The following is a 22,657-nucleotide window of genomic DNA, read 5'->3' on the forward strand; positions in this document are numbered from 1 at the left end:
GTTCCGCCGCCCGCAGCGCATCCACGAACTGGGCGAGTAGCCCGGCCGCGGCGTACGATCCGGGCATGATGAAAAACAGCGCGGGGCGGACTCACCAGTCCGCCCGGCGCTTCTCTCATCGCCAGTCCCGCCGGAGGCTCAGTCCTCCTCGTCCGGACCGCGATGGGCTGCGGCGTCGTACTCGCGGCGGGACTGCTGCACCGCCTCGGCGTTGGCCTCCACCCACATCCAGAGCGCGCACGTCGCCTCGTTGAGCGCCGATCCGCGCTCGGTGAGGCGGTACTCCACCCGTGGCGGCACCTCAGGATACACTTTTCGCGTCACCAGGCCGTCGCGCTCCAGCTGCCGCAGCGTCTTGGTCAGCATCTTCTGGCTCACCCCGCGAATCTGCTGCCGAAGGCGGCTGAACCGCACCGCACCGCCCTCCTCCAGCGCCTCCAGAACCAGCAGGGTCCACTTGTCCGCCACGCGCTCCAGCGTTTCGCGGACCAGCGCTTCGCTGTCCATCAACTGCTGTGTGCCGGGCATCTTCCGCATCCCTGCTGATGGTATCCGCCGGGTGCCTGTAGCACCTTCGGGTGCCTTCTTCCGAATGGATACCATCATCGCCATCGTTGTGGGCGTTCACAAGGGCCACGGCGCACACCGCGCCCGCCGCGATCCACACGGGACGGGATGATGACGATGAACACTCGGCAGCTGGGCACGAGCGGACCACGGGTTTCCGCCATCGGGCTGGGGACGATGGGGATGTCGGACATGTACGGCCCGTCTGATCGGGCGGAGAGCATCGCCACGATCCACGCGGCGCTGGACGCAGGGGTCAACCTGCTGGACACGGGCGACTTCTATGGCATGGGGCACAACGAGATGCTCATTGCCGAAGCGCTGCGCGGCCGCTCGCGTGACGACGTGCTGCTGAGCGTAAAGTTCGGCGCGCTGCGCGATCCCGCGGGTGGATGGTCCGGCTACGACGCACGGCCGCAGGCGGTAAAGAACTCGCTGGCCTACACGCTGCGCCGCCTGCAGACGGAATACGTGGACGTGTACCGGCCGTCGCGGCTGGACCCGGCCGTCCCCATCGAAGACACCATTGGCGCCATCGCCGAGATGGTGCAGGCGGGCTACGTGCGCCACATCGGGCTCTCGGAGGTGGGGGCGGAGGCGATCCGCCGGGCGCACGCGGTGCATCCCATCGCGGACCTGCAGATCGAGTATTCGCTCCTTTCCCGCGGGATCGAGAGCGAAATCCTCCCCGTCTGCCGCGAACTGGGAATCGGCATCACCGCATATGGCGTGCTTTCGCGCGGTCTGCTGGGCGGGCATTGGACGCCCGGCGGCACTGGCGCGGGCGACTTTCGGAGCTACCTGCCGCGGTTCAGCGGCGAGAACCTGCAGCACAACCTGGGGCTGGTGGATGCGCTGCGCGGCATTGCGGACGACAAGGGCGTCAGCGTCGCGCAGATCGCCATCGCGTGGGTGCTGGCGCGCGGCGAGGACATCTTGCCCTTGGTGGGCGCCCGCCGCCGCGACCGCCTGACGGAAGCGCTCGGCGCGTTGGAAGTGCAACTCGGCGCGGACGATCTCGCTCACATCGAGCAGGCGATTCCCGCGGGTGCCGCCGCCGGCGACCGCTACGCCGCCATGCAGATGGCGCAGCTGGACAGCGAAACCTCGCACGCCTGAACGGGCACGCGACTTATCCGCCGCGCTTGGACGTGCCGGGCGCGGCGGATTCGGCGTGCGCCGCTGCGGATTCGCATCCGTGCTGCGCAGAAGCGCAGCATCCGACGGATGAAGAAGATGCCCGCGTCATGCGTTTCGCCCGTTCCGCCGTGAAACACACGATCCGGGGCTTCCGTGCCCCACTGTCGCCCCCGCTCGCGGACAGCGTGCGGCGGCACACCGCGGACTGCCGCGCCGCGCTTCCCGCCATCGCGGATCCGAAAGCGCGGTGGGGCGAATCGCATTTCCTGTCCATCCAACGCAGAGAAAGGCAGGGTGACCGGGCGATCGGATCGGGGATGCGGAACGCTGCGAACGGCCCCGCGGACGTGCAGGAACCTGGGTTTTCGCGCCGCGGAGGCCGACCGATCATCGCGCTCGCTCATCGCGCAGCAGAACTGAGCATCGCGGCGGCGGGGAATCCGGGCGACGGCCGATCCCGGACGGGAGGAAGCCGCCGCGCGGGTCCCGTCCACCCGGTCGCGGGCTGGAACGGGGTTGGCGCCGCGCTTGCAATCCTTATCCGCCGATATCGTCACCGCTGGCATCCGGCGGAAGATCGGGCCCGGCACACGGCGCTGATCCGGCGAGGCACGATGGATCCACGGCTGATCGAGAAGAGGACGCGATGGAAAAGCTCCGTCTGGATGCCGACCTGTTGAGCGTGCAATCGTTCCCCACCGCGGCAACGCTCGCCGCCGCGCGTGCCGCCGCCCCGGCGCGGAACCCGGCCGCACACCCGTCGCCCGCGCACGTGGACGGCTCGGCCGGCACCTGCTGGCCCTGCTACCGGACCGCGTAGCCGCGCCGTCCATCATCCTCAAGAAAGCCGCCCGGACGCTGCTCCGGGCGGCTTTCTTGCGCCCTCGTCCGCCCCGCGACGGTGGCCCGGACGCGTTCTGGAACGCTGCTCGCAAAGGCACCACGCGTCCGCTTTCCGCTCACCTCAAGCACGGGACGCACGATGATCCTTCAGGCGGATGCCGGCGGCGCGGTGCCCATCAGCGCGGGCGACACGGCCTGGCTGCTCGTGTCTACCGCGCTGGTGCTGCTGATGACGCCGGCGCTGGGGTTCTTTTACGGCGGCCTGGTGCGCTCCAAGAACATGCTCAACACGCTGATGATGAGCTTCGCCTCGCTCGGCGTGGTGACGGTGGCGTGGGCGGCCATTGGGTTCTCGCTCGCGTTTGCGCCGGGGAACGCGTGGCTGGGCGGAGCCGGGCACGCCTTCCTGGTGGGCGTTGGCGTGGAAGGCGGCGCGTGGGGCCCCACCCCGCACCTGCTCTACGCGGCGTACCAGGGGAGCTTCGCCATCATCACCGCCGCGCTCATCTCCGGCGCGGTGGTGGAGCGGATGCGCTTTGGCCCGTACCTGTCATTCATCTTTCTGTGGAGCATCGCCGTGTACGCACCGGTGGCGCGATGGGTGTGGGGCGGCGGCTGGCTGGGCACGCTGGGCGCACTGGACTTCGCGGGCGGCACGGTGGTGCACATCAACGCGGCGGTGGCGGCGGTCGTCGCCGCCCTGGTGGTGGGCAGCCGGCGCGACTACGGGCGCGCGGCGCTGCTTCCGCACAACGTAAGCTTCGTGCTGCTGGGCACGGGGCTGCTCTGGTTCGGCTGGTTCGGCTTCAACGGCGGAAGCGCGCTGGCCGCCAACGGCACCGCCGCGCTCGCCTTTGTGAACACGCTGCTGGCGCCCGCGGCCACCCTGGTGTGCTGGATGCTGCTGGACGCCTTTCGCGAGCGGAATATCACCGCGGTCGGCGCGGCGACGGGGATCGTGGTGGGGCTGGTGGGGATCACGCCCGCGGCGGGATTCGTGAGCCCGGCAAGCGCCATGGCGCTGGGCGCGCTGGTTGCCTTCCCCAGCTACTTCGCCATCCTGCACCGCCCGCGCACGCGCCTGGACGACTCGCTGGACGTGTTCGCGGCGCACGGGCTGGGCGGCATCACGGGCGCGCTGCTGGTGGGCGTGTTCGCGGAGAAGGCGTGGGGCGGAAAAGAAGGATTGCTCTTCGGCAATCCGGGCCAGCTGTGGACGCAGGCCGTGGCCGTGGTGGCGTCCGCCGCGTACAGCGCGCTCGCCACGTGGCTGCTGCTGAAGCTGATCTCGCTCGTGACCCCGCTCCGCCGCCCGGACCACGAAGAAGCGCGCGGGCTGGACCTGGTGCAGCACGGAGAAGAGGCATACACCCGCGGCGAGGGCGCCGTGCTGGTGCAGCCGCGATGACCATCCCGCGTGCCCGCCGGGCAACCGTCTGAGGAAGCGACCATGAAGCTGATCATCGCCATCATCCGCTCCGAGCGGCTGAACGAGGTGCTGGAGGCGCTGTACCGTGCAGAGGTGCGGGGGCTCACCATCTCCCCCGTGCGCGGCCACGGCGGCGAGGTGGAGCAGGTGGAGACGTACCGCGGAACGCGGGTCAAGGTGGGGCTGCAGGACAAGATGCGCCTGGAGATCGGCGTTTCCGAGCCGTTCGTGGAAGCGACGGTGAACGCGATTCTGGAAAGCGCGCGCACCGGGGAGGTGGGGGATGGAAAGGTGTTCGTGCTTCCGGTGGAGAGCGTGTACCGCATCCGCACCGGCGAGCGCGACGAGGCCGCGGTCACGCCGCAGGCGCCCGGCGCCCCCGTGTGATCCTGTGCTGAGCGGCTGAAGCCGCCGCAACAACTGCTGAAAGCCTCACGATACTGCCGTGAGGCTGGTCCGGTGCAGGCGATCGCTTCGGTGCCGAACGCGCGCTCGCGCTGAGGTCTCCCTTTGTCCCCCGACAGCGGGGGGCCTCTCGGCATGCCAGTACCATTCGAAGCGCCACCCATTTGCCGTTCTCCCTCTCCGCGCGGCTGTTTGCGCGGGGAGGGCCGGGGAGGGGCCGCCCGCCGCCGCGTGGCACCATCCGAAGCGCAGAAACCAACCCCGGCCTGAGCGGCTGAAGCCGCCGCTCTGAAAGCGGGAAGCCCCGACTCATGGCCGCTGGCGCGTCCACGATCGGGGCTTCACCTGCATTTGGGCGAAAAGTGTGGCGGCGATGGCGGGCACCACGGCGGCCCCCACCCGGGCCGGCACCACCGGCCCACCCTCCCCCAAAAAAGACTGGGGGAGGGTTGCCGTCTGGCGGTAAAGTCTGGAGTGCGTACCCGATGCTCGCTCCCCCCAGGTTTTTTCGGGGAGGAGCTGGGGATGGGGGCTGTTCAGCCGCATGCGACACGGCCTTGATCCCCACCAGGCTGCAGTTGCCGTGTGCCCCCTCTCCCACATCTGTTCGTGGGAGAGGGTGGACGCGTCTCAGCGCGGCCGGGTGAGGGCCACAGCCCGCGGACGCGCACCCGACTCTCCCCCGCACCACCATCAACGCGACCGGTTCTACTCCGCCCGCCGGATCACTCCACGCCGGCGGGGAGCGCGGCGTACTCCGGCTCCGCCACGGGCGCGATCGCCGCGGGGGCAATGGCGGGCGCGGCCGGACCGCGCAGCGCGGCAAAAAAGCTGGGGATGCGCGTCGCCAGCACGCCGAACAGTTCGCGGCCGGCGTTCCCCACCACCCGCGTCACGTCGCGGGCCAGCAGCCCCAGAACGAACGCCATGTCCTCCGACTCGCCCTCCGCCGGGCCCAGCGCGCGCAGCAGCGCCGTGCGGTGCCGCAGCAGCATGGGCGTCACGTAGCGCACGGGGTTGAAGCCGGGCACGTGGCGGGCGCCCAGCCCTTCGATCAACGCCACCGCCCGCCCGAAGTACGTCATCTCCCCCGTGAGCACCACGGGCCAGTCGTACAGCAGCCGCATCACCTCATCCGCCAGCGCGCGCTGCATCTCCGCCAGCTCGGCGCCGCGCTGCGTCATCTCCAGAATCAGTTCCACCAGGCGTCGGATGGTGGCGCGGTCCGTCGCGGGCTCCACGATGCCGAGGTTGAAGAAGCCCTCCACCACGCGGTCCGCGTCGCCCCGCACCGCCGCGAGCGCCGTGTGCACCAGGTGGCGGCGCATCTCCGGATCCACCTCGATCACCATCCCGAAATCCAGCAGCACCAGCGCGCCGTCGTCGCGCACCAGCAGGTTGCCCGGGTGCGGATCGGCGTGGAACAGGCCGTCCACCAGCATCATCTGGATGTACGCTTCCACCACCGCGGTCATCACGCCCTCCGGGTTCACCACCCCGGCGCGCACCAGCGGCTCGATGGCGTCCACCCGCGTCCCCTGCACGAACTCCAGCACCAGCGCGCGCCGGTGCACCATTCCGTCGATCACGCGGGGAACGACCACGCGTGGGTTGCGCGCGAACCGCTCGCCGATGGCGCGGGCGTACGCGGCCTCCTTGCGAAAATCCATCTCGTCCGTGATGCGCCGCTCAAACTCGTCCAGCGCCACGTGAATGCCGCGGATCTGCGGATGCGTCCAGAACCGCTCCACCCACCCCAGCACGCGCCGCACGAACCGCGTGTCGTGCTCCACGATGGCCTCCACGCCGGGGCGCAGCACCTTGACGACCACGTCCTCGCCGCCGTAGCGGGCACGGTACACCTGGCCCAGCGACCCCGCGGCCAGCGGCACGCGGTCGAAGTCCTGAAACACGTCGTCCACCGGCGCGCCGTACGCCGACACCAGTTCCCGCTCGATGTCCGCAAAGGGCACGAACGGAACGCGGTCCGTCAGCGCGCCCAGCGCGTCCAGGTACGGCTCGGGAACCACGTCCGGGCGCGCGGCGAACACCTGGCCGATCTTGACGAAGGTGGGGCCCAGCGCGGGAATGGTGCGCGCCAGCCGCTCCGCGCGCCGCAGGTGGAACGCGGCGCTCCGGCGCGCGGGGCGGCCGAACGCCAGGAACCGCCGCCGGTCCACCGCGAACGACACGGCGAAGGGGAGCAGGCGAAAGATCAGAAAAAGCGTGCGCATGGCTCGCGGAAGGGACCGGAAAAGCGCGGCAGGCGCGGAGCGAATCTCCGCGCCTGCCGGTGCTCCGGTACATACCCTGCTCCGCGGGCGGAGTTCGGAATCCGCGCGGCACGATGGCTCCGTCGGGCGATGCGTGACGGAGGCGTGCGGCCCCTCGTCACCGCAGCGCGCACACGTCCGCGCGGCGCTGTCCGCTTCCGGTTCGGGGCGCGCCCGGCACGCGGGGCGGGGCCATGCGCGTAAGTTCGCGCCGCGCCGCAGCATCGGTTCAAAGCACGCGTCCCGGCGCATTGCGGGCGGCCGGGGGTGCAGCCCCAAGGGTTGTACGCACTTACGGCGCGGGCTATCTTGAAGGTTCCCCAGCCCGACCGTCTCCACGCGATCTTCATGGCGAACGCAGCAGCAGCAAAGCTCCGAGACCAGGCCCGCGCCGCCGAGAACAAGGACAACTGGCGCGAGGCAGCCGCACTGTATCGCCAGGTGCTGGAGGAGTCGCCCGCCGAAGAGGTGGACATCGCCCTCTGGAACCGCGTGGGCGACCTTCACCTGCGCGTCAACGAGACGGACCGGGCGGTCGAGGCGTACGAGCAGGCCGTGACGGCGTACACGGAATCCGGGCTCTACAACAACGCCATCGCCCTCTGCCGCAAAATCCTGCGCGCCGTTCCCGGCCGCGCGGCCATCTACCACCGCCTGGGCCAGATCAGCGCCGCCGCCGGCTTCGTGGCCGACGCGCGGCAGAACTTTCTGGAATACGCCGAGCGGATGAAGCGCGCGGGCAAGCCCGACGCGTCGTTCGAGGCGCTGCGCGAGTTCGCCGACCTGTCGCAGGACGTGGACGTCCGCCGCCTGCTCGCGGACCAGCTGCTGAGCCACGGCAAGAGCGCCGAAGCGGTGGAGCAGCTGCGCATCCTCCTCGGCGCCGCCGAGGGGCGGGGCGACGACGAGGGCGCGGCGCACATCCGCGACCAGATCCGCGCCATTGACCCCAACGCCGATCTGTCGGCGCTGCGGCGCGACCGCACCGCGGCCGTGGACGAATTCCGCCACGCGCTGCACGACGGCACCCGGCTGGACCCGGCCGACGCCGGCGTGACGCACGGCGCGGACGTGGCCGCCGTCGCCGGGCTGGAGCCCACCTCCATGGACGACGCCCCGCTGGCGGGGCTGGAAACCACCGCGCTCGACGAGCCGGATTCCGCCACCGGCGGCGTGGACACGGGCGGCCTGGAGATCGAGCATACCTCGCTGGACCTCCCCACCTTTGCCGGGGGGATGGACGCGGACGACGACTCGTCCGCCATGCAGGACGCGGAGGACCCGCGCCAGAGCGTCCCGCTGTTCGGCGACGAGGCGCCGGAGGAAGACGAGAGCCTCTACGCCCTGCCGCTGATGGATGACGACGGCGAGGAAGACGAGGACGGCGGCGAGTTGCCGCTGATGGACTTCGGCGACGGCTCCGCGTCCGCGGGGACGGACCTGCCGCTCCTCACCTTTGAGGACGACGAGCCCGAGCCGCAGGCGCCCCCCGCGCGCACCCGCTCACCGCGCGCGCCGGAACCCTTTTCCCCCGCGGCGTTCGACGCGCCGCCCCCCCGGCCGGTGGACCCGCTGCCGCAGCTGCGCGAGCAGGTGGCCGCGGCGCCGGCGGACGCGGACGCGCGCGACGCCCTGGTGCGGGAGCTGCGCGCCCGCGGGCTGGGACACGAGGTGGACGAGGTGCTGGAGAACGCGCACCGCGCCCTGGCGGCCCAGGGAATGTACCTGGAGGCCGTGGCGCCCATCACCGCGCTCATCGGCCTGCGCCCCGGCGACCCGCTGCTGCTGCAGAAGCGGGTGGAGTACGCCTTTCGCAGCGGCCGCCCGGAGCCGCAGGTGGAGGCGTACCTGGGCCTGGCGCGGCACATGGTGTCCACCGGCGCGGGGGTCAAGGCGGCCGCCGTGTTCCGCCGCGTGCTGGAGCTGGACCCGCATAACGTGGAGGCCCGCGCCGGCGCCGCCGCGGCCGGTCCGCCTCCTTCGCCCGCGCCCCTCCCGCCCCCGGCCGCCGCTCCGGCCGCCCCCGCCGCGCCCGCAGCCGCCGCGCCGGACTACGTGGACCTGGGCGCGCTGATTCTGGACGAGGAAGAGGGCGAGCCCACCACCCGCTTCGTGGTGGAGGAAAAGGAGCCCAGCGGCGACGAGGACCGCGACTTCAGCGAAATGCTGGCGAGCTTCCGGCAGAAGGTGGCCGAGAACATCGAGGTGGAGGACAGCGCCAGCCACTACGACCTGGGCGTCGCCTTCATGGAGATGGGGCTGGTGGACGAGGCGATCGCCGAGTTCCAGGTCGCCCTGCGCGGCGGCAGCAACCCGCTGGCCACGCTGGAGGTGCTGGGCCAGTGCTTTGTGGAGAAGCAGCAGTACGCCGTGGCGGGGCGCGTGCTGGACCGGGCGCTCAAGCTGCCCGGCGCCGCGGACGGCGACCTGGTGGGCGTGCTGTACCTGCTGGGCCGCATTCAGGAGGCCACCGGGCATCCCGACCCCGCGCTGGAGTACTACGAGCGCGTGGTGTCGGTGGACATCCGCTTCCGCGACACCTCGACGCGGGTAGAGCGTCTGCGGCGCGAGCGGGGCGCCGCCTGAGTTTGACGAGGCACCGCCGCGGGGGTAGGTTTCCGCCCGAATCCACACGCAACCGCCCCAGCCGGACCGCATGAGCGCGCGCACCGCCGTCCCCCACCTTTCCGACATCCAGGGCCCCATCCGGGCGCGCCTGGACACGGTCGTCGACGAGATCCGTCGCATCGTGGTGTCGGACTTCGCCCCGGTGGAAACGGTCAACGAGTACCTGATGAAGATCCGGGGCAAGCTGTTCCGCCCCGGCCTGGTTCTGCTGTGCGACGAGCTGAATGGCACGCCCACGCCGCACGCCGAAACGCTCGCCGCCATCATCGAGCTGGTGCACCTGGCCACCCTGGTGCACGACGACGCGGTGGACCACTCGGTGCTGCGCCGCGGCATGCCCACGGTGAACGCCCTGTGGAGCCACCAGGTCGCCATCATCATGGGCGACTACCTGTACTCGCGCTCCATCACCGAGATCACCCGGTTGCGCAACCTGGAGTACATCCAGGTCATCGCCGACGCGGCCAACGCCATGACGGTGGGGGAGATGCGCCAGCTTTCGTCGCACGACGCGCTGGAGTTCTCCGAGACGGACTACAACCGGCTCATCGAGGCCAAGACGGCGTCGCTCATGGCCGCGGCCTGCGAACTGGGCGCACTTACCGGCGCCCCCGAGCACCGCGACCGGCTGCGCACCTTTGGCCACGAGCTGGGGATGGCGTTTCAGGTGGCCGACGACCTGCTGGACTACACGGCCGATTCCGCCGTCACCGGCAAGCCCACCGGGCTGGACCTGCGCGAGCACAAGGTCACGCTCCCGCTGATCCATGCCCTGCCGCTGTTCTCGGCGGAGGAGCGGGCGCGGGTGGAGGCGCTGTTCGCGGACCCGGAGCCCAGCGACGAAGCCATCGCGGGCGTGGTTCGCGCCGTACGCGAGCGCGGCGGGCTGGACTTTGCGCACGGCCGCGCCATGGAGTACGCGCAGCGGGCGGAGCAGGCGCTGGAGGGGCTGCCGCAGGGTCCGGCGCTGGAAGCGCTGCGGGCGGGCATCGTGTACGCCATCGAGCGGCGCCGCTGACGTGGGGGCACTGCTCTTGCCTGCGTCCGCAGCCGAGATCGCGGGTATTCATCTGACGAACGGGTTGGGGGAGGGGAGATGAGCGTCGCCACACGCCGTCGCGCGGGCCGGGTGCTCGTGGTGGTGCTGATTGGCCTGCTGCTGGGAGCGCTGCTCTCGGAACTGGCCGTCCGATTCATGCCGGACAGCGCCGCGCGCCGGTTCTTTACCACCTCGGTGGCGGCGGCCTTCGGCCCGCTGGTAATCGACCTGGTGGCCGTGGGCATGACTCTGGGTCCGCTGGTGCTGCGGCTGGACTTTCTGAGCATCCTGGGCGTGCTGGTGGTCGCCCTGGCGGTGCGCACCTGGCTGTAAGCCGTCGAGCTTTCAGAAGCTACGAAGACGAGCCCTCCCTCACCGTGCGTGAGGGAGGGCTTTTCGCGTTTTCATGCTCCGTCAACCTCGTTGCTCACGGAGGGCACTGAGGAACGGAACGGAGGTCACGGTACGGCACCGCCCACCTGTCCCATCCGCCGTTCCGTGAACTCCGTGCCAGCCGCCGTGAACTCCGTGAGAGACGCCGTCAGCCTTCCTGCCCCGCGGCAGACACCGGCTGCGCGCGTTTGGCCAGCTGCCCCGCGCGGATGGCGACGGCGACGCCCGCAAAAATCAGCGCCGCGGCGGGGATCATCCGGGCGGAGGCGTGCTCCTTGAGCACGAGGCTGGCCATCACCGCCGTCATCATGGGCTGCAGATAGACGAAGGTGCTCACCAGACTGGCCTCGGCGCGGGCCAGCGCCCACACGTTCAGGTAGTACGCGGCCACGCTGGGGAACAGGATGATCCACCCCATGGCCAGCCACGTGTCGCGCCCCGCGCCGCCCACCTCGCGCAGCACCGGCCCCAGCCCCCACGGCAGCATGCCGATCACGCCGAAGCCGAACACCCAGGTGATGACCGTAAGCGCGTTGTAGCGGCGCAGCAGATCGCGCGAAATCACCAGGTAGATGCTGTACGCCGCCACGTTGCTCAGCGCCAGCAGGTTGCCCAGCGCGCGCCCCTCGCCCACGCCGACGCCGACGAGCAGCAGCGCTCCCGTGCCCGCCAGCGCGATGCCGATCCACTTGAGCGGCGTGGCGGATTCGCGCCCCATCACGATGGCAATCAGCAGCGTCATCGCGGGCCCGGCGGCTACCAGCGTCTGCGCGGCCGTCGCCGTCGTCATGGTGAGCGCGGTGATGTACAGCAGCTGGTTCAGAACGACGCCGAACAGCGAGTACACGGCCAGCAGCAGGATGTCGCGCCGGCCCCGCACCCGCTCGCGCACGGTGGACTGGTGGATGACGACGAAGAGGAGCGCGGCGCCGCTGACGCGGATGAGCGCCAGCGCCGGGCTGGACAGGTCGCGCAGGGCCACCTTGACGGCGATGGGGAGCGTTGCGAAAAAGACCTGCACCAGCACCAGCGCGGTGTATACGGAAGATCGGGACGACACGGCGGCCTGCGCGTTCAAAAGAAACAAAGCTCCGGCGCGCCGTGCGGGGCGGGCCGGAGTCCGGGTGCGTTCAAGCGATCCCGACGAAGTGCTGAATACACCCCCGGCGCAGGCCGTTCCCCCGCTGGCCGCTTGCAATCGATGGGGTCCGCGGGACTGTCCCGCCCGGCTCCGCGCGTATATGTTAGCCGCGCGCTGTGGGACCTTTGCGAGCCAGCAACTACGCCGGGAGGCACGGATGAGCGAGACGCACGAGCACGACCACGATCACGAGCACGGGACCGAAGAGGGCTTCGGCCTGGCCCTCGGCTTCCGCATCTTCGAGGTCGACGGTGAGCTGTACATGGCCGAGGCCGAGATTTCCTCCTACGTGGACGATCCGAACGCCCTGGGAGCCACGCTGGTGTTCCATGCGCTTTCCGCGCTGGATCCCACCTCGCCCCCGGACGAGGACGACGAGGATCTGGGCTGGCGCATCGACATCGACGACGAGCTGACGCGCGACGAGACGGGGCCGGCGCGCGAGCAGTTCCAGGCCATCCTGCGCCAGCTGGCCGGCCTGGGCGAGGTCGAGCTTCGCCAGTACCTGGAAGCCGCCCGCCAGGAGCAGGACGACGACGAGTAGTCCCGGTCCTTGGGGATCGTGCAAGCGGGGGCGAGCACACCGGTGCTCGCCCCCGCTTTTTTGCGTCGTACAGCCACCCCCCTCGCACGGAGTTCAAGGAAACTGCACGGAGGTTCACGGGACGGACTACTCTCGTGAACCTCCGTGCCCCTCTGCGGCCTCCGTGAGAGGGGGCTTCCGCCGTCTTCCCCGCAAATCAGCCGCGGACCGGAAGCTCCTGCTCGAACACGGAGCGCAGCGTGCGGGCGAACCCGCCGATGAAGTCCACGTTGCCGCGGCCGCTGGCCAGAAACGGGTCCATCACGGTGCAGCGAATGACCGCCACGGCGCCGGCGCGGTGATAGTCATCGCGCGTAAAGCCCAGCGCCTGCACCGTCGGCATCGCCGAATCGCCGTACTCCGGTTGCCGCAGCTCCGTCTTGGTGACAAAGTACTCCAGCGTGCGCGCCGACCGCGCGTCGCCCACGCTCATCGCGCCGTAGATGCGGCCCACGAAGGCGTTCGTCTCCTCCAGCGTCTGCAGCGACGGGTGCCCCACCGCGAAGCAGACGATGTTCATGTCCGGCGTGGGAAGGGGGACCACGCGGAACTCGCCCCAGTCCCCGGCGGAAAGCCGGCGGTGCAGCACCAGCGCGCCGCGCGCCGTTTCCCCGATCAGCTTGCCGTAGCCGCGCGCATCCAGCGGCAGCGCCTTGTGCGACATCCACACGCTGGCGGCCGCCGCGCCCGGCTTGCTCCCCTCAAAGATGAAGCGGCCGATGTACCCCCATTCCGACGCACCGCGGTGGAACAGGTACGGCGCCTCCACCGCCACCAGGTCGCGCGACCGCCCGTCCCGGAACGACACCGCGCCGGCCGGATAGGGAATGAAGCCCAGCTTGTGCGGATCGATGGTGACGGAATCCGTGCGCTCCATGGCGCACAGGCCGCGGTACACGCCCTCCTCCGGCCACACCTCCGGCGCAAAGTCGCGCAGCGCCTCCTCGTACGCGCGGCGCGACCCGTCCGGGTTGCGAGTGAGCGAGGCCGCGTAGCCGCCCCACGCCGCGTCCGCGTGCAGGTAGAAGCCCATCCCCAGCTCGAGCGCCATCCGGTCGCGCACGTCCGCGATCTGGTCCAGGCGGTCCACCGCGCTTTCCTCCGTGGTCCCGATCACCGAGACACAGGCGATGACCGGCTGCCGCTTCTCCGCTCGCTGGCGCAGCGTGTCTTCCAGCGCGGCGGGGTCCATGCGGAAGCGCCGGTCCACCGGCACGTGCACCAGCTGCGCGCCGCCGATGCCCAGCGAGCGGCAGATCTTTTCCCACGAGTAGTGCGCGGTGGAGGGCACCAGCACCACGGCCGGGCCCAGCGCGTCGCCGTACACCTGCGCCAGCCGCCGCCCGAACTCCTGGTAGCCCAGCCCCTCCAACGAGTGCGCGGCCATGGCGTGCACCGCCTGGTACGCATCGCCCACGCGGTCGCGAAAGGCGGCCGCGAGGTCCAGCGCGTCGGTGGGCGCCACGTTCAACAGCCGCCACAGGTCCAGCTCGTCCAGCCCGGCCACCGCGCCGTCCGGCAGGCGCACGGAGAGCCCGCGCATCTGCATCTGCTCCGCCGCCCACCGCACCGCGACGGGAAGGTACTTCACGTTGCGCGCGACCCAGAGCGCCTCGTAGTTGGCCACCGTGCCGCCGCTGGTAAGGTGCCCCCACTGGCGTGTGGGGTCGTACCCGATCATGCGGGCGAGCTGGGCGGCCACCTCCAGCTCCATGCGCGTGGTGACCGGGCTGGCCTCCGACGCCACGTTGTTGGGGTTGTACAGCATGGTGGCGAAGTACCCGATCATGCTGGCCATGGTAAGGTCCGACGTCATGTGGCCGATGTAGCGCGGGCTGAAGAACGGAACGCCCGCCTTCAGCTCGCCCAGCAGCCCCATCAGTTCCTGCGACAGCGTGGAGATCGATTGCTCATAGCCCGGCTGGTGCTTTTCGGATTCAAAGACGCGGAATCCGTCCTCCGGGTGATAGTTGCGGCGCCAGAACACGTGATCGCGAAACGCCTCCAGCAGCAGGCGCTCGAACACGTCGGCGTTTTCGCCCTTGGGGCCCAGAAACACGGACGCGAGGTCCAGCGGGGCCTCGCGCCGGGAGTACGGCGAGTTGTCGTAATCGCTCATCAGGTCTGCCCGTCAGGGTGCATCGCGCGCGCCTCTCGCGCGGACGCACAAGATGCCACCTCCGGAGAACCCACGCAAAGCGGAGCGGGCTGACACGCCCGTTCGGGAGCGGCAAAGGGAGACTTGACGGCCGTGGTACAGAGTACTACGCTTGTCGGCATGATGAAAGTCGCCGAGCCACGGTTTCTGGAATTCGTCTACACCTCCCTGTTCGAGCGCACGCGCAAAGGCGTGCTGACCGACGCGGAGGTGAGGGCTCTGGAAGACGCCTTGCTTGAGAACTGCCTCGACGGTGATCTGGTCGCCAACACCGGCGGGGTTCGTAAAGACGGGGTCGCGCAGGACGGGCGCGGCAAGAGCGGCAGCACGCGCGTCATGTACCTGTACGTGCAGGAGCAGGGCACCGTCTACTTTCTGTTCGCGTTCCCCAAGAACATCCAGGGGAACCTCACGGCGGATCAGAAGCGTCTGATCCGCGGCATGGCGGATGACATCCGGCGGGAACCATGGCCTAGAAGTGGGCAGCACAGGCACAAAGGAGCAATCTGATGGCGGACCGGGACGATCGGATCGAGGTCACCGAAGAGAACTTTGGCGACCTGCTGGTGGCGGCAATGCAGGAGGCACGGCAGATCGCACGCGGCGAGGCAGAACCTGCCCGCCGCGTGCGGCGCCTGCTCACCGCCCGCAGTGCCGCCGTCGCGCCCCCGCCGCAGTACGATCCCAACGCCATCCAGGCCATCCGGGAACGGCTGGGGCTTTCACAGCAGATCTTTGCGCAGGTGCTGAACGCCAGCAGCGAGACGGTCAAGGCGTGGGAGCAGGGCAAGCGCGAGCCGGAGGGAATGGCGCTGGCGCTGCTGGAGGTGGCCGACCGCCACCCGGAGGCGCTCATGGACCGGGTGCACGAAAAGCCGTATCCGCCGCAGACTCAAAAGCCGCCACAGACGTAACGATCCGATACCGGCTGGTCGATGTCGGTGATCTGCGGAAGGTAGTCGCGCGTAAGCCAGAACGGCTCCACGTCCGGATCCCAGGTGAGGATCACGACACGGCGCCGGGCGACGCGCACCATCTCGGCGATGCCGGCGCGCCAGTCCGGCCAGTGGTGCAGCGTGAGAGTGGCGAGCGCCGCGTCAACCGAGCGCGATGCGAGCGGAATGGCATCCGCTACCCCGCGCACCGCCGGTCCGGCGCTGGGCGCGCGCTGCGCGATCATGGTGGCCGACGGCTCCACCGCGACAACCCGCCGGCCCGCCGGTTCGTACGACCCGGTACCCGCGCCGACGTTTACGACGGTGCGCGCGTCTCCCAGCGCGTCCGCGATCCGCGCCGCGATGCGCGGGTCCGGCCGGCGGAGCGCCGCGTATCCCACGCCGATGCGGTCGTACCGAGGTTCGGGCACGTCTCTGCGTCGCCAAAAGAAAAGACCGGCGGCTGGGTCAGCCGCCGGTCTTGGGGCCGTTGGGCCCGGTGTTGTCCTGCTTGGCCGTGTCGGACACCACCGGGTCCGGCTGGCCGGTGGACGGCGGCTCCCCCTCGCGGACATTCTTGCCGTTTCCGCACGCGGCGGTGCACAGGGCCAGCAGCACGAGCATCTTTCTCATCAGTCCTCCTCGCGGTTGCCGCCCCCGGGAAGCATCTTCCGGACCTTGGCGAACGTGCTGTACGCCGCCACCACGGGTGACGACACGCCGCGCGCCCCCACCCGCCCCGCCCGCAGCGCGGCCAGGAACGATTCGCGGTCGTGCGTAAAGGGCGGCACGTCCACGTACGCCGTCCCGATCTCCCCCGCCGTGTGCCCGTCGCTTCCGGCGCCCAGCAGCTTGCCGCGCGCGCGCGCCCACGCCTCGCCGCGCTCGTTCACGCCCGCGGCCCAGGTGCGCGCGTTGTGCGCCTCCACCACGTCGATCAGGTCGATCACCGCGTCCAGCCGCTCCCCCGCCCCGCGGCGGCGCACGTCGAACGGGTGCGGCGCATAGACGACGCCGCCCTGCGCTAGGATCTGCTCGCACGCCTGCCGCAGCGGCGTGCCCCGCGCGATGGGCTCGCGCAGAAAGATGCCGATCAGGTCCGGCCCCTCCGCGGTGCGCACCTCCTCCCCCGCGATCACGCGGTCCGGGGCGCGGGCGGCCAGGCGCAGCGCCGCGTCGAGCCGGTCGTGGTCGGTGATCACGACGCGGTCGATACCGCGCTCCTCCATCGCCCGCAGGATGGCGTCGGGGTCGTTCAGCGAGTCGTACGAGGCGCGCGTGTGCACGTGCATGTCCACGCGCAGCAGGCGCTCAGACACGCGAGGCCCGGGCGCGCAGGTCCGCCCACGCCTCGCGGGCGCGGCACTCCAGCTCCGCCAGGGAGCCCGCGTTCTCGATCACCACGTCCGCCCGGGCGCGCTTGAGCTCGGCGGGCATCTGCGCGGAGATCATCCGCCGCGCCTCGTCCGGCTGCATCCCGCGATCGCGCACCATCCGCGCGAGCCGCACCGCCTCCGGCGCGTCCACCAGCACCACTACGTCAAAGTCGTCCGCCATCCCCGCTTCAAAAAGCAGCGGAATGTCCGCCACCACGACTGACTCGCCGCGGCTCTCCGCCTCGCGGTAGTGGTCGTCGCGCAGCGCGGCCACGGCGGGGTGCACGATGCCCTCCAGCCGCGCCCGCGCCTCCGGATCGGCAAAGACGATCCTGCGCAGGGCGGCCCGGTCCAGCGCGCCGCCCTCGTCCAGCACCCACGTGCCCCACTCGGCGGCGATGGCGGCGTGCGCGGGGGTTCCCGGCTCCACCACCATCCGCGCGAGCTGGTCGGCATCCACCACCGTGGCGCCCATCTCCCGCCACGTCTGCGCCACGGTGGACTTTCCGGCCGCGATGTTCCCCGTCAATCCTACTTTCAACATATCGTCTGTGTCGCAAACTGTTCGGGATCAAGACCTGATGAACGGCGCGCGGCGGCGGGTCAGGGCGTGCGCCGCGAGGGCTCGGCGCGAATGTCGTCGGCGGTGTTGCGCCTGCGGTCCGGCCCGGACGAGCCGACGGCGTAGGTGCGGCGCGTGACCGTGAGGTAGTACGGCTGCCCCCACGAGTCCACCGCCGCGTTCGGCCCCTGCCGCGAGGTGATGAACCGTTCGAACTCCGAGGGTTTCGGCATGTTTCCCGTCAGCGCCTGCTCGCGCGCCACCAGCCGCTGCAGATCCTTGACCTCGTTGCGCACCGTCCACCCGTAGAGCGGGTTCATCGCCGTTTCCAGCTGGGGGCGCGCCTTTTCGCGCAGCGGCTTCACAAAGACGAAGGCCGCCACCACCAGGGCCAGAAACCAGACCACCTTGGACATCGCAAGCTCCGGGTTGCGTAAGCGGGCCCCGTGCGGGCCCGCGGGTCAGGCGGCGGCGAACCGCGCCGTGCCGTGTTCGTCCTCCGCCATCGTGGCGCGGCCGGCGGCCGTCAAACGGTCCAGGTGCGCCAGCGTTTCGCGCAGGGCCAGCATGCGGGTGCTGACGCCCATCTCGCGCCCGGGGTAGCGCCGGTCCACCACCTCCCAGCAGGTGAGCGGCTCCGCCCCGAGCAGACCAGCCACGGTGCCGGATTCTGCATCCGCCGCGCCGCGCAGTTCGGCGATGCGCGCCGCGCCGTCCGCGATGGGCTCGCCGTGGCCGGGAAGGACCAGCGACGGATGGAGCGCAAGCAGCCGGTCCAGCGCCCCGGCGTAGTCGCCCACGGGATCGCTCCGCTGGCGGTTCACGCCCAGCGTGGGGGTAATGCGGGGGAGAACGGCGTCGCCGGCGATCAGCACGCGGTCCTCCGGGCGGTAGAGCGAGAGGTGGCCGGCCGTGTGCCCCGGCGTCCACATCCACCGCCACCCCGGCGCGCCCTCCACTTCGCCCTCCATCCCGTCCAGCATCACGTCCACGCGCACCGGCGGGGCCAGGGACTGCGCCCCGGACCGCGCCGCCTCCACCGCGCGCTGCACCTCGTCCGGCGCGCCGGCCCGGCGCAGCAGCACGCCCCGGTATTCGGCCTCTTCCTCCGGGTGGGCGGCCGCGTGCGCCATCCGCTCCGCGTCCAGGCGGTGCATCACCACGGCCGCGCCGGACGTGTCCGCCGCGCGGGCGGCGAGCCCCACGTGGTCCATGTGCATGTGGGTGACCACGTGGATGCGGACGGTGTCCCATCCCCCGGCCGCGGCGCACACGCCGGCGTCCAGCGCGGACCAGGCTTCGGGGGTGTTCAGCCCGCCGTCCACCAGCATGGCCCCGCCGTCCGGCAGCCGGATGACCCAGGCGTGCACCTCGGTGGGGCGAAAGGGAAGCGGGGTGGTGACGCGCCATATTCCGGGCGCGACCTGCGGAACGGCCGGCGGTCCGGGGTCCTGGGCGGGGTCGGAAATCGTCGCGCTCCCTGCGTGAACGCCAGCGATAGAGGTGAGTGGGAGGTTCAAATATGGGGTGCGGGCGGGCTGTGGCAAGGAAGTTGGCACGGCACGGCGCGGAACGGGTGTCGGCAAAGGGGGCCGCCGGATAGATTCGGCGCGGAATTCCACCCCTCAACCCCGCCCCGGCTCTTCCATGTCCAACGACGCCGCAGCGCGCCAGGGGCGCCCGCTGGCCGCAATGCTGCTGTACCTGTCCTTCGTGTTCGTGGGCGGGGCGCTGCTGGCGCCCTGGCTGTACCACGCGGTGCAGGCGCTGGCCCGCGGCATTCCCGCGCTGGAAAACGTGGCGCGGACCCCGTTTGCCCGGTACGTGAACCGCGCGCTGCTGCTGATGGCGCTCGCGGGGCTCCCTTTCTTTCTGCGCGGCGCGGGGATCCGCCGCTGGCGCGACGTGGGCGTGGCGCCGGGGTTCATGGTGGGACGGCGGTTCGCGGCGGGGTTCGGGCTGGGCTTCACCTCGCTGGCGATGGTGTGCCTGGTCGCGCTGGCGGCGGGCGGGCGGGCGCTGCGGCCTACCAGCGCGGGCGACCTGGCGGGGCAGTTTCTGGGTGCGCTGGCCACGGCGCTGGTGGTGGCCTGCATGGAGGAGCTGCTGTTTCGCGGCGCGTTCTTTGGCGGGTTGCGGCGCGTGGTGCCATGGGGCGCGGCGGTGGCGGGGAGCAGCGCCGTTTACGCCATCGTCCACTTCATGGGTCGGCCGGAGAACCCGCCCGTGGTGGACTGGCTGGCCGGGCTGCGCGTGCTCCCCGGCATGCTGGCGGGGATGACGGCGCTGCACACGCTCTTTCCCGCCCTGCTGAATCTGGCGCTGGCGGGGATCATCCTGGCGCTCGCGTACCACTGGACGGGCGAACTGTCCGCCTCCATCGGCATTCACGCGGGGTGGATCTTCTGGCTCAAGTACTACGGAACATTGACGCGCGGCGCACCGGGCGCGGACCCGTGGTTCTGGGGGAGCCGCAAGCTGGTGGACGGGTGGATGGCCACGATCGCCATCGCCATCGTACTGGCGGTGCTGCTGGGGATGGCGCGGCGGCGGTCGGGGCCCGGGCCTGACCCATCCCGCGGCCCGACAGGGGATTGAGAAGAGCGGCTCCGCATGCCGTAGATGCGAGGCCGCTTTCCGTGCGCCGTCCGGAATGAGGACGCGCGGGCGGCGGGATCTCCACTGGCCCCGGGTGTGCGGCGGGACTATGTTGACTGTGTTTTGCACCCGAACCGCGCCGCGCCTCCGCGTCGGCCGGATGATGACGTTCTGAGAGACCGCACAGCCATGGCCCTCACGAGCAAGAAAAAGCCGAAGACCGCCGACGCGCCCGCTCTGGACCGCGACACGCTGCTCGGCCTGTACCGCACCATGGTGCTTTCGCGCCGGCTCGACGACAAGGAGATCCAGCTCAAGCAGCAGAACAAGATCTTCTTCCAGATCTCCGGCGCCGGGCACGAAGGCATCCAGGTAGCGGCCGCGGCGCACGCGCGCCCCGGATACGACTGGTTCTACTTCTACTACCGCGACCGCGCCTTCAGCCTGGCGCTGGGCATGACCGCGCTGGACCACCTGCTGCAGGCCGTGGGCGCCGAGGCGGACCCGTCCTCCGGCGGGCGCCAGATGCCCTCGCACTGGGGGCACCACAAGCTCAACATCGTCAGCACCTCGTCGCCCACGGGAACGCAGTTCCTGCAGGCCGTGGGCACGGCGGAGACGGGAATGCGCGCGCTCACGCTGGGCGGCGACCTGGTGGAAGGCACCCGCGCGCACGGCGACGAGGTCGTGTTCGTCACCACGGGCGACGGCACCACCAGCGAGGGCGAGTTCTGGGAGAGCCTGAACTCCGCGTGCAACCTCAAGACCCCCGTGGTCTACATCGTCGAAGACAACGAGTACGCCATCAGCGTTCCGGTGGAGGTCAACACGGCCGGGGGCAGCATCAGCAAGCTGCTCACGGGCTTTCCGGACCTGTACATCCAGACCTGCGACGGCACGGACGTGTGGGAAAGCTGGGAGGTCATGGGGCGCGCGGTGGAGTACGCCCGCAGCCGCAGGGGCCCGGCGCTGGTGCACGCCAAGGTGATCCGTCCGTACAGCCACTCGCTCTCGGACGACGAGAAGTTCTACAAGACCGAGGCGATGCGGAACGAGGAGGCGCAGCGCGACCCCATCATCCGCACCGGGCGGGCGCTGGTGGAGCGCGGCATCGCCACGCAGGACGAGCTGCAGCGCATTGAAGAAGAGGTGAACGCCGAGGTGCAGCGCGCCACGGACGAGGCCCTGGCCGCGCCGCAGCCGGACCCGTCCACCGCCATGCACTACCTGTTCAGCCCGGACGTGGACCCCACGGCCGAGCAGTTCGACACCGAGGACGACCCGCGGCCCACGGGCAACGAGACGACCATGGTGGACCTGATCAACGCCACGCTGCGCGACGAAATGCGCCGCGACCCGCGCATCGTGGTGTTTGGCGAAGACGTGGCCGACGTGAGCCGCGAGGAGCTGATCAACGACGTCAAGGGCAAGGGCGGCGTGTTCAAGGTCACCGCCGGCCTGCAGCGCGAGTTCGGCAGCACGCGCGTATTCAACTCGCCGCTGGCGGAGGCCAACATCGTGGGCCGCGCCATCGGCATGGCGGTGCGCGGGCTCAAGCCGGTAGTGGAGATCCAGTTCTTTGACTACATCTGGCCGGCGATGATGCAGATTCGCGGCGAGCTGGCCACCATGCGGTACCGCAGCAACAACACCTTTTCGGCGCCGGTCGTGATCCGCACCACGTACGGTGGATACCTCAAGGGCGGCAGCATCTACCACTCGCAGACGGGCGAAAGCCTGTTCGCGCACTGCCCCGGGCTGCGCGTGGTGCTGCCCTCCAACGCGACGGACGCCGCCGGCCTGCTGCGCACGGCGATCCGCTGCGAAGACCCGGTGCTGTTCCTGGAGCACAAGCACCTGTACCGGCAGGTGTACAACAAGGGGCAGTATCCCGGCCCCAACTTCATGATCCCGTTCGGCAAGGCCAAGCGGGTTCGCGAGGGGACGGACGTGACGGTGGTGGCGTGCGGCGCGCTGGTGCAGCGCTCGGTGGTGGCCGCCAAGGCCGCGCAGGAGCGGCTGGGGATCAGCGTGGAGGTCATCGACCTGCGCTCGCTGGCGCCGTTCGACATGGACACGATCGCCGAGTCGGTCAAGAAGACCAACCGCGTAATCATTGCCCACGAGGACTCGCTTTCGTGGGGCATCGGCAGCGAGATCGCCGCCCGCATCGCGGACGAGCTGTTCCCGTGGCTGGACGCGCCGGTGCGCCGCGTGGCATCGATGGACACCTGGGTGGCCTACGCGCCGCAGGTGGAGCGCGCAATTCTTCCCGAGCCGGAAGATGTGCTGAGCGCCATCGAGGCGATCAAGGCGTTCTGATCCGAGCGGCTTCCAGCTGATTCGCAACGGGGCCCCGGCACACGCCGGGGCCCCGTTCCTTTTCGTCTCCCATCTCTGCCGGCACTCCGCACTCACGCACTTCGCACTCACGCACTGCCCCTGTCCCGCCGCTGGCGCACTAGGATCGCTCTCCGCTCGCCACGTCACGGACCCCTTTCCGGACACAGCTTACACACGCTATCCGCATCCGCTAGGTTCCCGGCGCGCCGCTCTCAACGTCCAGCTTGAGGCTTCCCTCCGGTTT

22 protein-coding genes are annotated in these 22,657 nt (G+C 70.5%); 12 read left to right on the top strand and 10 right to left on the bottom strand.

Features of this window, described 5'->3' with window-relative positions:
• Positions 1 to 138 precede the first annotated feature (138 nt).
• Complete coding sequence (locus VF665_RS17040; protein ID WP_331054648.1) at positions 139 to 528, bottom strand: helix-turn-helix domain-containing protein; 390 nt, start codon at positions 526 to 528, stop codon at positions 139 to 141.
• Positions 529 to 684: 156 nt separating this feature from the next.
• On the opposite strand from VF665_RS17040, the gene VF665_RS17045 reads away from it, so the two are divergent.
• The 4 genes from VF665_RS17045 (at position 685) to VF665_RS17060 (ending at position 4,366) form a co-directional block, all read left to right on the top strand.
• Complete coding sequence (locus tag VF665_RS17045; RefSeq protein ID WP_331054649.1) at positions 685 to 1,686, top strand: aldo/keto reductase; 1,002 nt, start codon at positions 685 to 687, stop codon at positions 1,684 to 1,686.
• Positions 1,687 to 2,353: 667 nt separating this feature from the next.
• Positions 2,354 to 2,527, top strand: coding sequence for a hypothetical protein (locus tag VF665_RS17050; RefSeq protein WP_331054650.1), 174 nt, complete (start codon positions 2,354 to 2,356; stop codon positions 2,525 to 2,527).
• Positions 2,528 to 2,689: 162 nt separating this feature from the next.
• The gene (locus tag VF665_RS17055) at positions 2,690 to 3,958 is read left to right on the top strand and encodes an ammonium transporter (protein ID WP_331054651.1); all 1,269 of its coding nucleotides are present in this window, start codon (positions 2,690 to 2,692) and stop codon (positions 3,956 to 3,958) included.
• 42 nt (positions 3,959 to 4,000) lie between these two features.
• Positions 4,001 to 4,366 (top strand): P-II family nitrogen regulator, encoded by a 366-nt coding sequence (locus tag VF665_RS17060; RefSeq protein ID WP_331054652.1) that lies wholly within the window; start codon positions 4,001 to 4,003, stop codon positions 4,364 to 4,366.
• A gap of 743 nt (positions 4,367 to 5,109) precedes the next feature.
• On the opposite strand, the gene VF665_RS17065 is transcribed toward VF665_RS17060, so the two are convergent.
• Positions 5,110 to 6,618 (bottom strand): ABC1 kinase family protein, encoded by a 1,509-nt coding sequence (locus VF665_RS17065; protein ID WP_331054653.1) that lies wholly within the window; start codon positions 6,616 to 6,618, stop codon positions 5,110 to 5,112.
• Between the two features lie 387 nt (positions 6,619 to 7,005).
• On the opposite strand from VF665_RS17065, the gene VF665_RS17070 reads away from it, so the two are divergent.
• The 3 genes from VF665_RS17070 (at position 7,006) to VF665_RS17080 (ending at position 10,657) form a co-directional block, all read left to right on the top strand.
• The gene (locus tag VF665_RS17070) at positions 7,006 to 9,243 is read left to right on the top strand and encodes a tetratricopeptide repeat protein (RefSeq protein ID WP_331054654.1); all 2,238 of its coding nucleotides are present in this window, start codon (positions 7,006 to 7,008) and stop codon (positions 9,241 to 9,243) included.
• A gap of 70 nt (positions 9,244 to 9,313) precedes the next feature.
• Positions 9,314 to 10,303 carry a polyprenyl synthetase family protein gene (locus tag VF665_RS17075; RefSeq protein WP_331054655.1) on the top strand — a complete coding sequence of 330 codons (990 nt, stop codon included), beginning with the start codon at positions 9,314 to 9,316 and terminating at the stop codon, positions 10,301 to 10,303.
• Between the two features lie 78 nt (positions 10,304 to 10,381).
• The gene (locus tag VF665_RS17080; protein WP_331054656.1) at positions 10,382 to 10,657 is read left to right on the top strand and encodes a hypothetical protein; all 276 of its coding nucleotides are present in this window, start codon (positions 10,382 to 10,384) and stop codon (positions 10,655 to 10,657) included.
• 208 nt (positions 10,658 to 10,865) lie between these two features.
• On the opposite strand, the gene VF665_RS17085 is transcribed toward VF665_RS17080, so the two are convergent.
• Entirely contained in the window at positions 10,866 to 11,777 is a 912-nt protein-coding gene (locus VF665_RS17085; protein WP_331054657.1) for a DMT family transporter, read from the bottom strand.
• Positions 11,778 to 12,015: 238 nt separating this feature from the next.
• On the opposite strand from VF665_RS17085, the gene VF665_RS17090 reads away from it, so the two are divergent.
• Complete coding sequence (locus VF665_RS17090; protein ID WP_331054658.1) at positions 12,016 to 12,402, top strand: hypothetical protein; 387 nt, start codon at positions 12,016 to 12,018, stop codon at positions 12,400 to 12,402.
• Between the two features lie 196 nt (positions 12,403 to 12,598).
• Here VF665_RS17090 and VF665_RS17095 read toward each other — a convergent pair whose 3' ends face one another.
• Positions 12,599 to 14,560, bottom strand: a complete 1,962-nt coding sequence (locus VF665_RS17095; protein WP_331054659.1) for a pyridoxal phosphate-dependent decarboxylase family protein — start codon at positions 14,558 to 14,560, stop codon at positions 12,599 to 12,601.
• Between the two features lie 159 nt (positions 14,561 to 14,719).
• Between VF665_RS17095 and VF665_RS17100 the strand changes: the two genes are divergently transcribed.
• On the top strand, positions 14,720 to 15,109 hold the full coding sequence (locus VF665_RS17100) for a type II toxin-antitoxin system RelE/ParE family toxin (protein ID WP_331054660.1): 390 nt from the start codon (positions 14,720 to 14,722) through the stop codon (positions 15,107 to 15,109).
• On the top strand, positions 15,109 to 15,513 hold the full coding sequence (locus VF665_RS17105) for a helix-turn-helix domain-containing protein (protein ID WP_331054661.1): 405 nt from the start codon (positions 15,109 to 15,111) through the stop codon (positions 15,511 to 15,513). Before VF665_RS17100 ends, VF665_RS17105 begins: the two co-directional genes overlap by 1 nt.
• On the opposite strand, the gene VF665_RS17110 is transcribed toward VF665_RS17105, so the two are convergent.
• The 6 genes from VF665_RS17110 to VF665_RS17135 are packed head-to-tail and all read right to left on the bottom strand — an operon-like array spanning position 15,492 to position 18,842.
• The gene (locus VF665_RS17110) at positions 15,492 to 15,965 is read right to left on the bottom strand and encodes a class I SAM-dependent methyltransferase (protein WP_331054662.1); all 474 of its coding nucleotides are present in this window, start codon (positions 15,963 to 15,965) and stop codon (positions 15,492 to 15,494) included. The genes VF665_RS17105 and VF665_RS17110 overlap by 22 nt on opposite strands.
• A 37-nt stretch (positions 15,966 to 16,002) precedes the next feature.
• Positions 16,003 to 16,167: a hypothetical protein gene (locus VF665_RS17115; protein ID WP_331054663.1), complete on the bottom strand. Its 165-nt coding sequence runs from the start codon at positions 16,165 to 16,167 to the stop codon at positions 16,003 to 16,005.
• The gene (locus VF665_RS17120; RefSeq protein WP_331054664.1) at positions 16,167 to 16,853 is read right to left on the bottom strand and encodes a PHP domain-containing protein; all 687 of its coding nucleotides are present in this window, start codon (positions 16,851 to 16,853) and stop codon (positions 16,167 to 16,169) included. The genes VF665_RS17115 and VF665_RS17120 overlap by 1 nt, the downstream gene beginning before the upstream one ends.
• Positions 16,846 to 17,454 (bottom strand): dephospho-CoA kinase, encoded by a 609-nt coding sequence (gene coaE / locus VF665_RS17125; RefSeq protein ID WP_349263146.1) that lies wholly within the window; start codon positions 17,452 to 17,454, stop codon positions 16,846 to 16,848. The genes VF665_RS17120 and coaE overlap by 8 nt, the downstream gene beginning before the upstream one ends.
• Positions 17,455 to 17,513: 59 nt before the next feature.
• Positions 17,514 to 17,888 (bottom strand): hypothetical protein, encoded by a 375-nt coding sequence (locus VF665_RS17130; RefSeq protein ID WP_331054666.1) that lies wholly within the window; start codon positions 17,886 to 17,888, stop codon positions 17,514 to 17,516.
• Between the two features lie 45 nt (positions 17,889 to 17,933).
• A complete protein-coding gene (locus VF665_RS17135; protein WP_331054667.1) occupies positions 17,934 to 18,842 on the bottom strand; it encodes an MBL fold metallo-hydrolase in 909 nt (302 codons plus the stop codon).
• 277 nt (positions 18,843 to 19,119) lie between these two features.
• On the opposite strand from VF665_RS17135, the gene VF665_RS17140 reads away from it, so the two are divergent.
• Positions 19,120 to 20,070 carry a CPBP family intramembrane glutamic endopeptidase gene (locus tag VF665_RS17140; RefSeq protein ID WP_331054668.1) on the top strand — a complete coding sequence of 317 codons (951 nt, stop codon included), beginning with the start codon at positions 19,120 to 19,122 and terminating at the stop codon, positions 20,068 to 20,070.
• 189 nt (positions 20,071 to 20,259) lie between these two features.
• Positions 20,260 to 22,392 carry a dehydrogenase E1 component subunit alpha/beta gene (locus VF665_RS17145; protein WP_331054669.1) on the top strand — a complete coding sequence of 711 codons (2,133 nt, stop codon included), beginning with the start codon at positions 20,260 to 20,262 and terminating at the stop codon, positions 22,390 to 22,392.
• Positions 22,393 to 22,657: the final 265 nt, after the last annotated feature.

The organism is Longimicrobium sp. (genome assembly GCF_036387355.1).
In the GTDB taxonomy this organism is placed as follows: domain Bacteria; phylum Gemmatimonadota; class Gemmatimonadetes; order Longimicrobiales; family Longimicrobiaceae; genus Longimicrobium.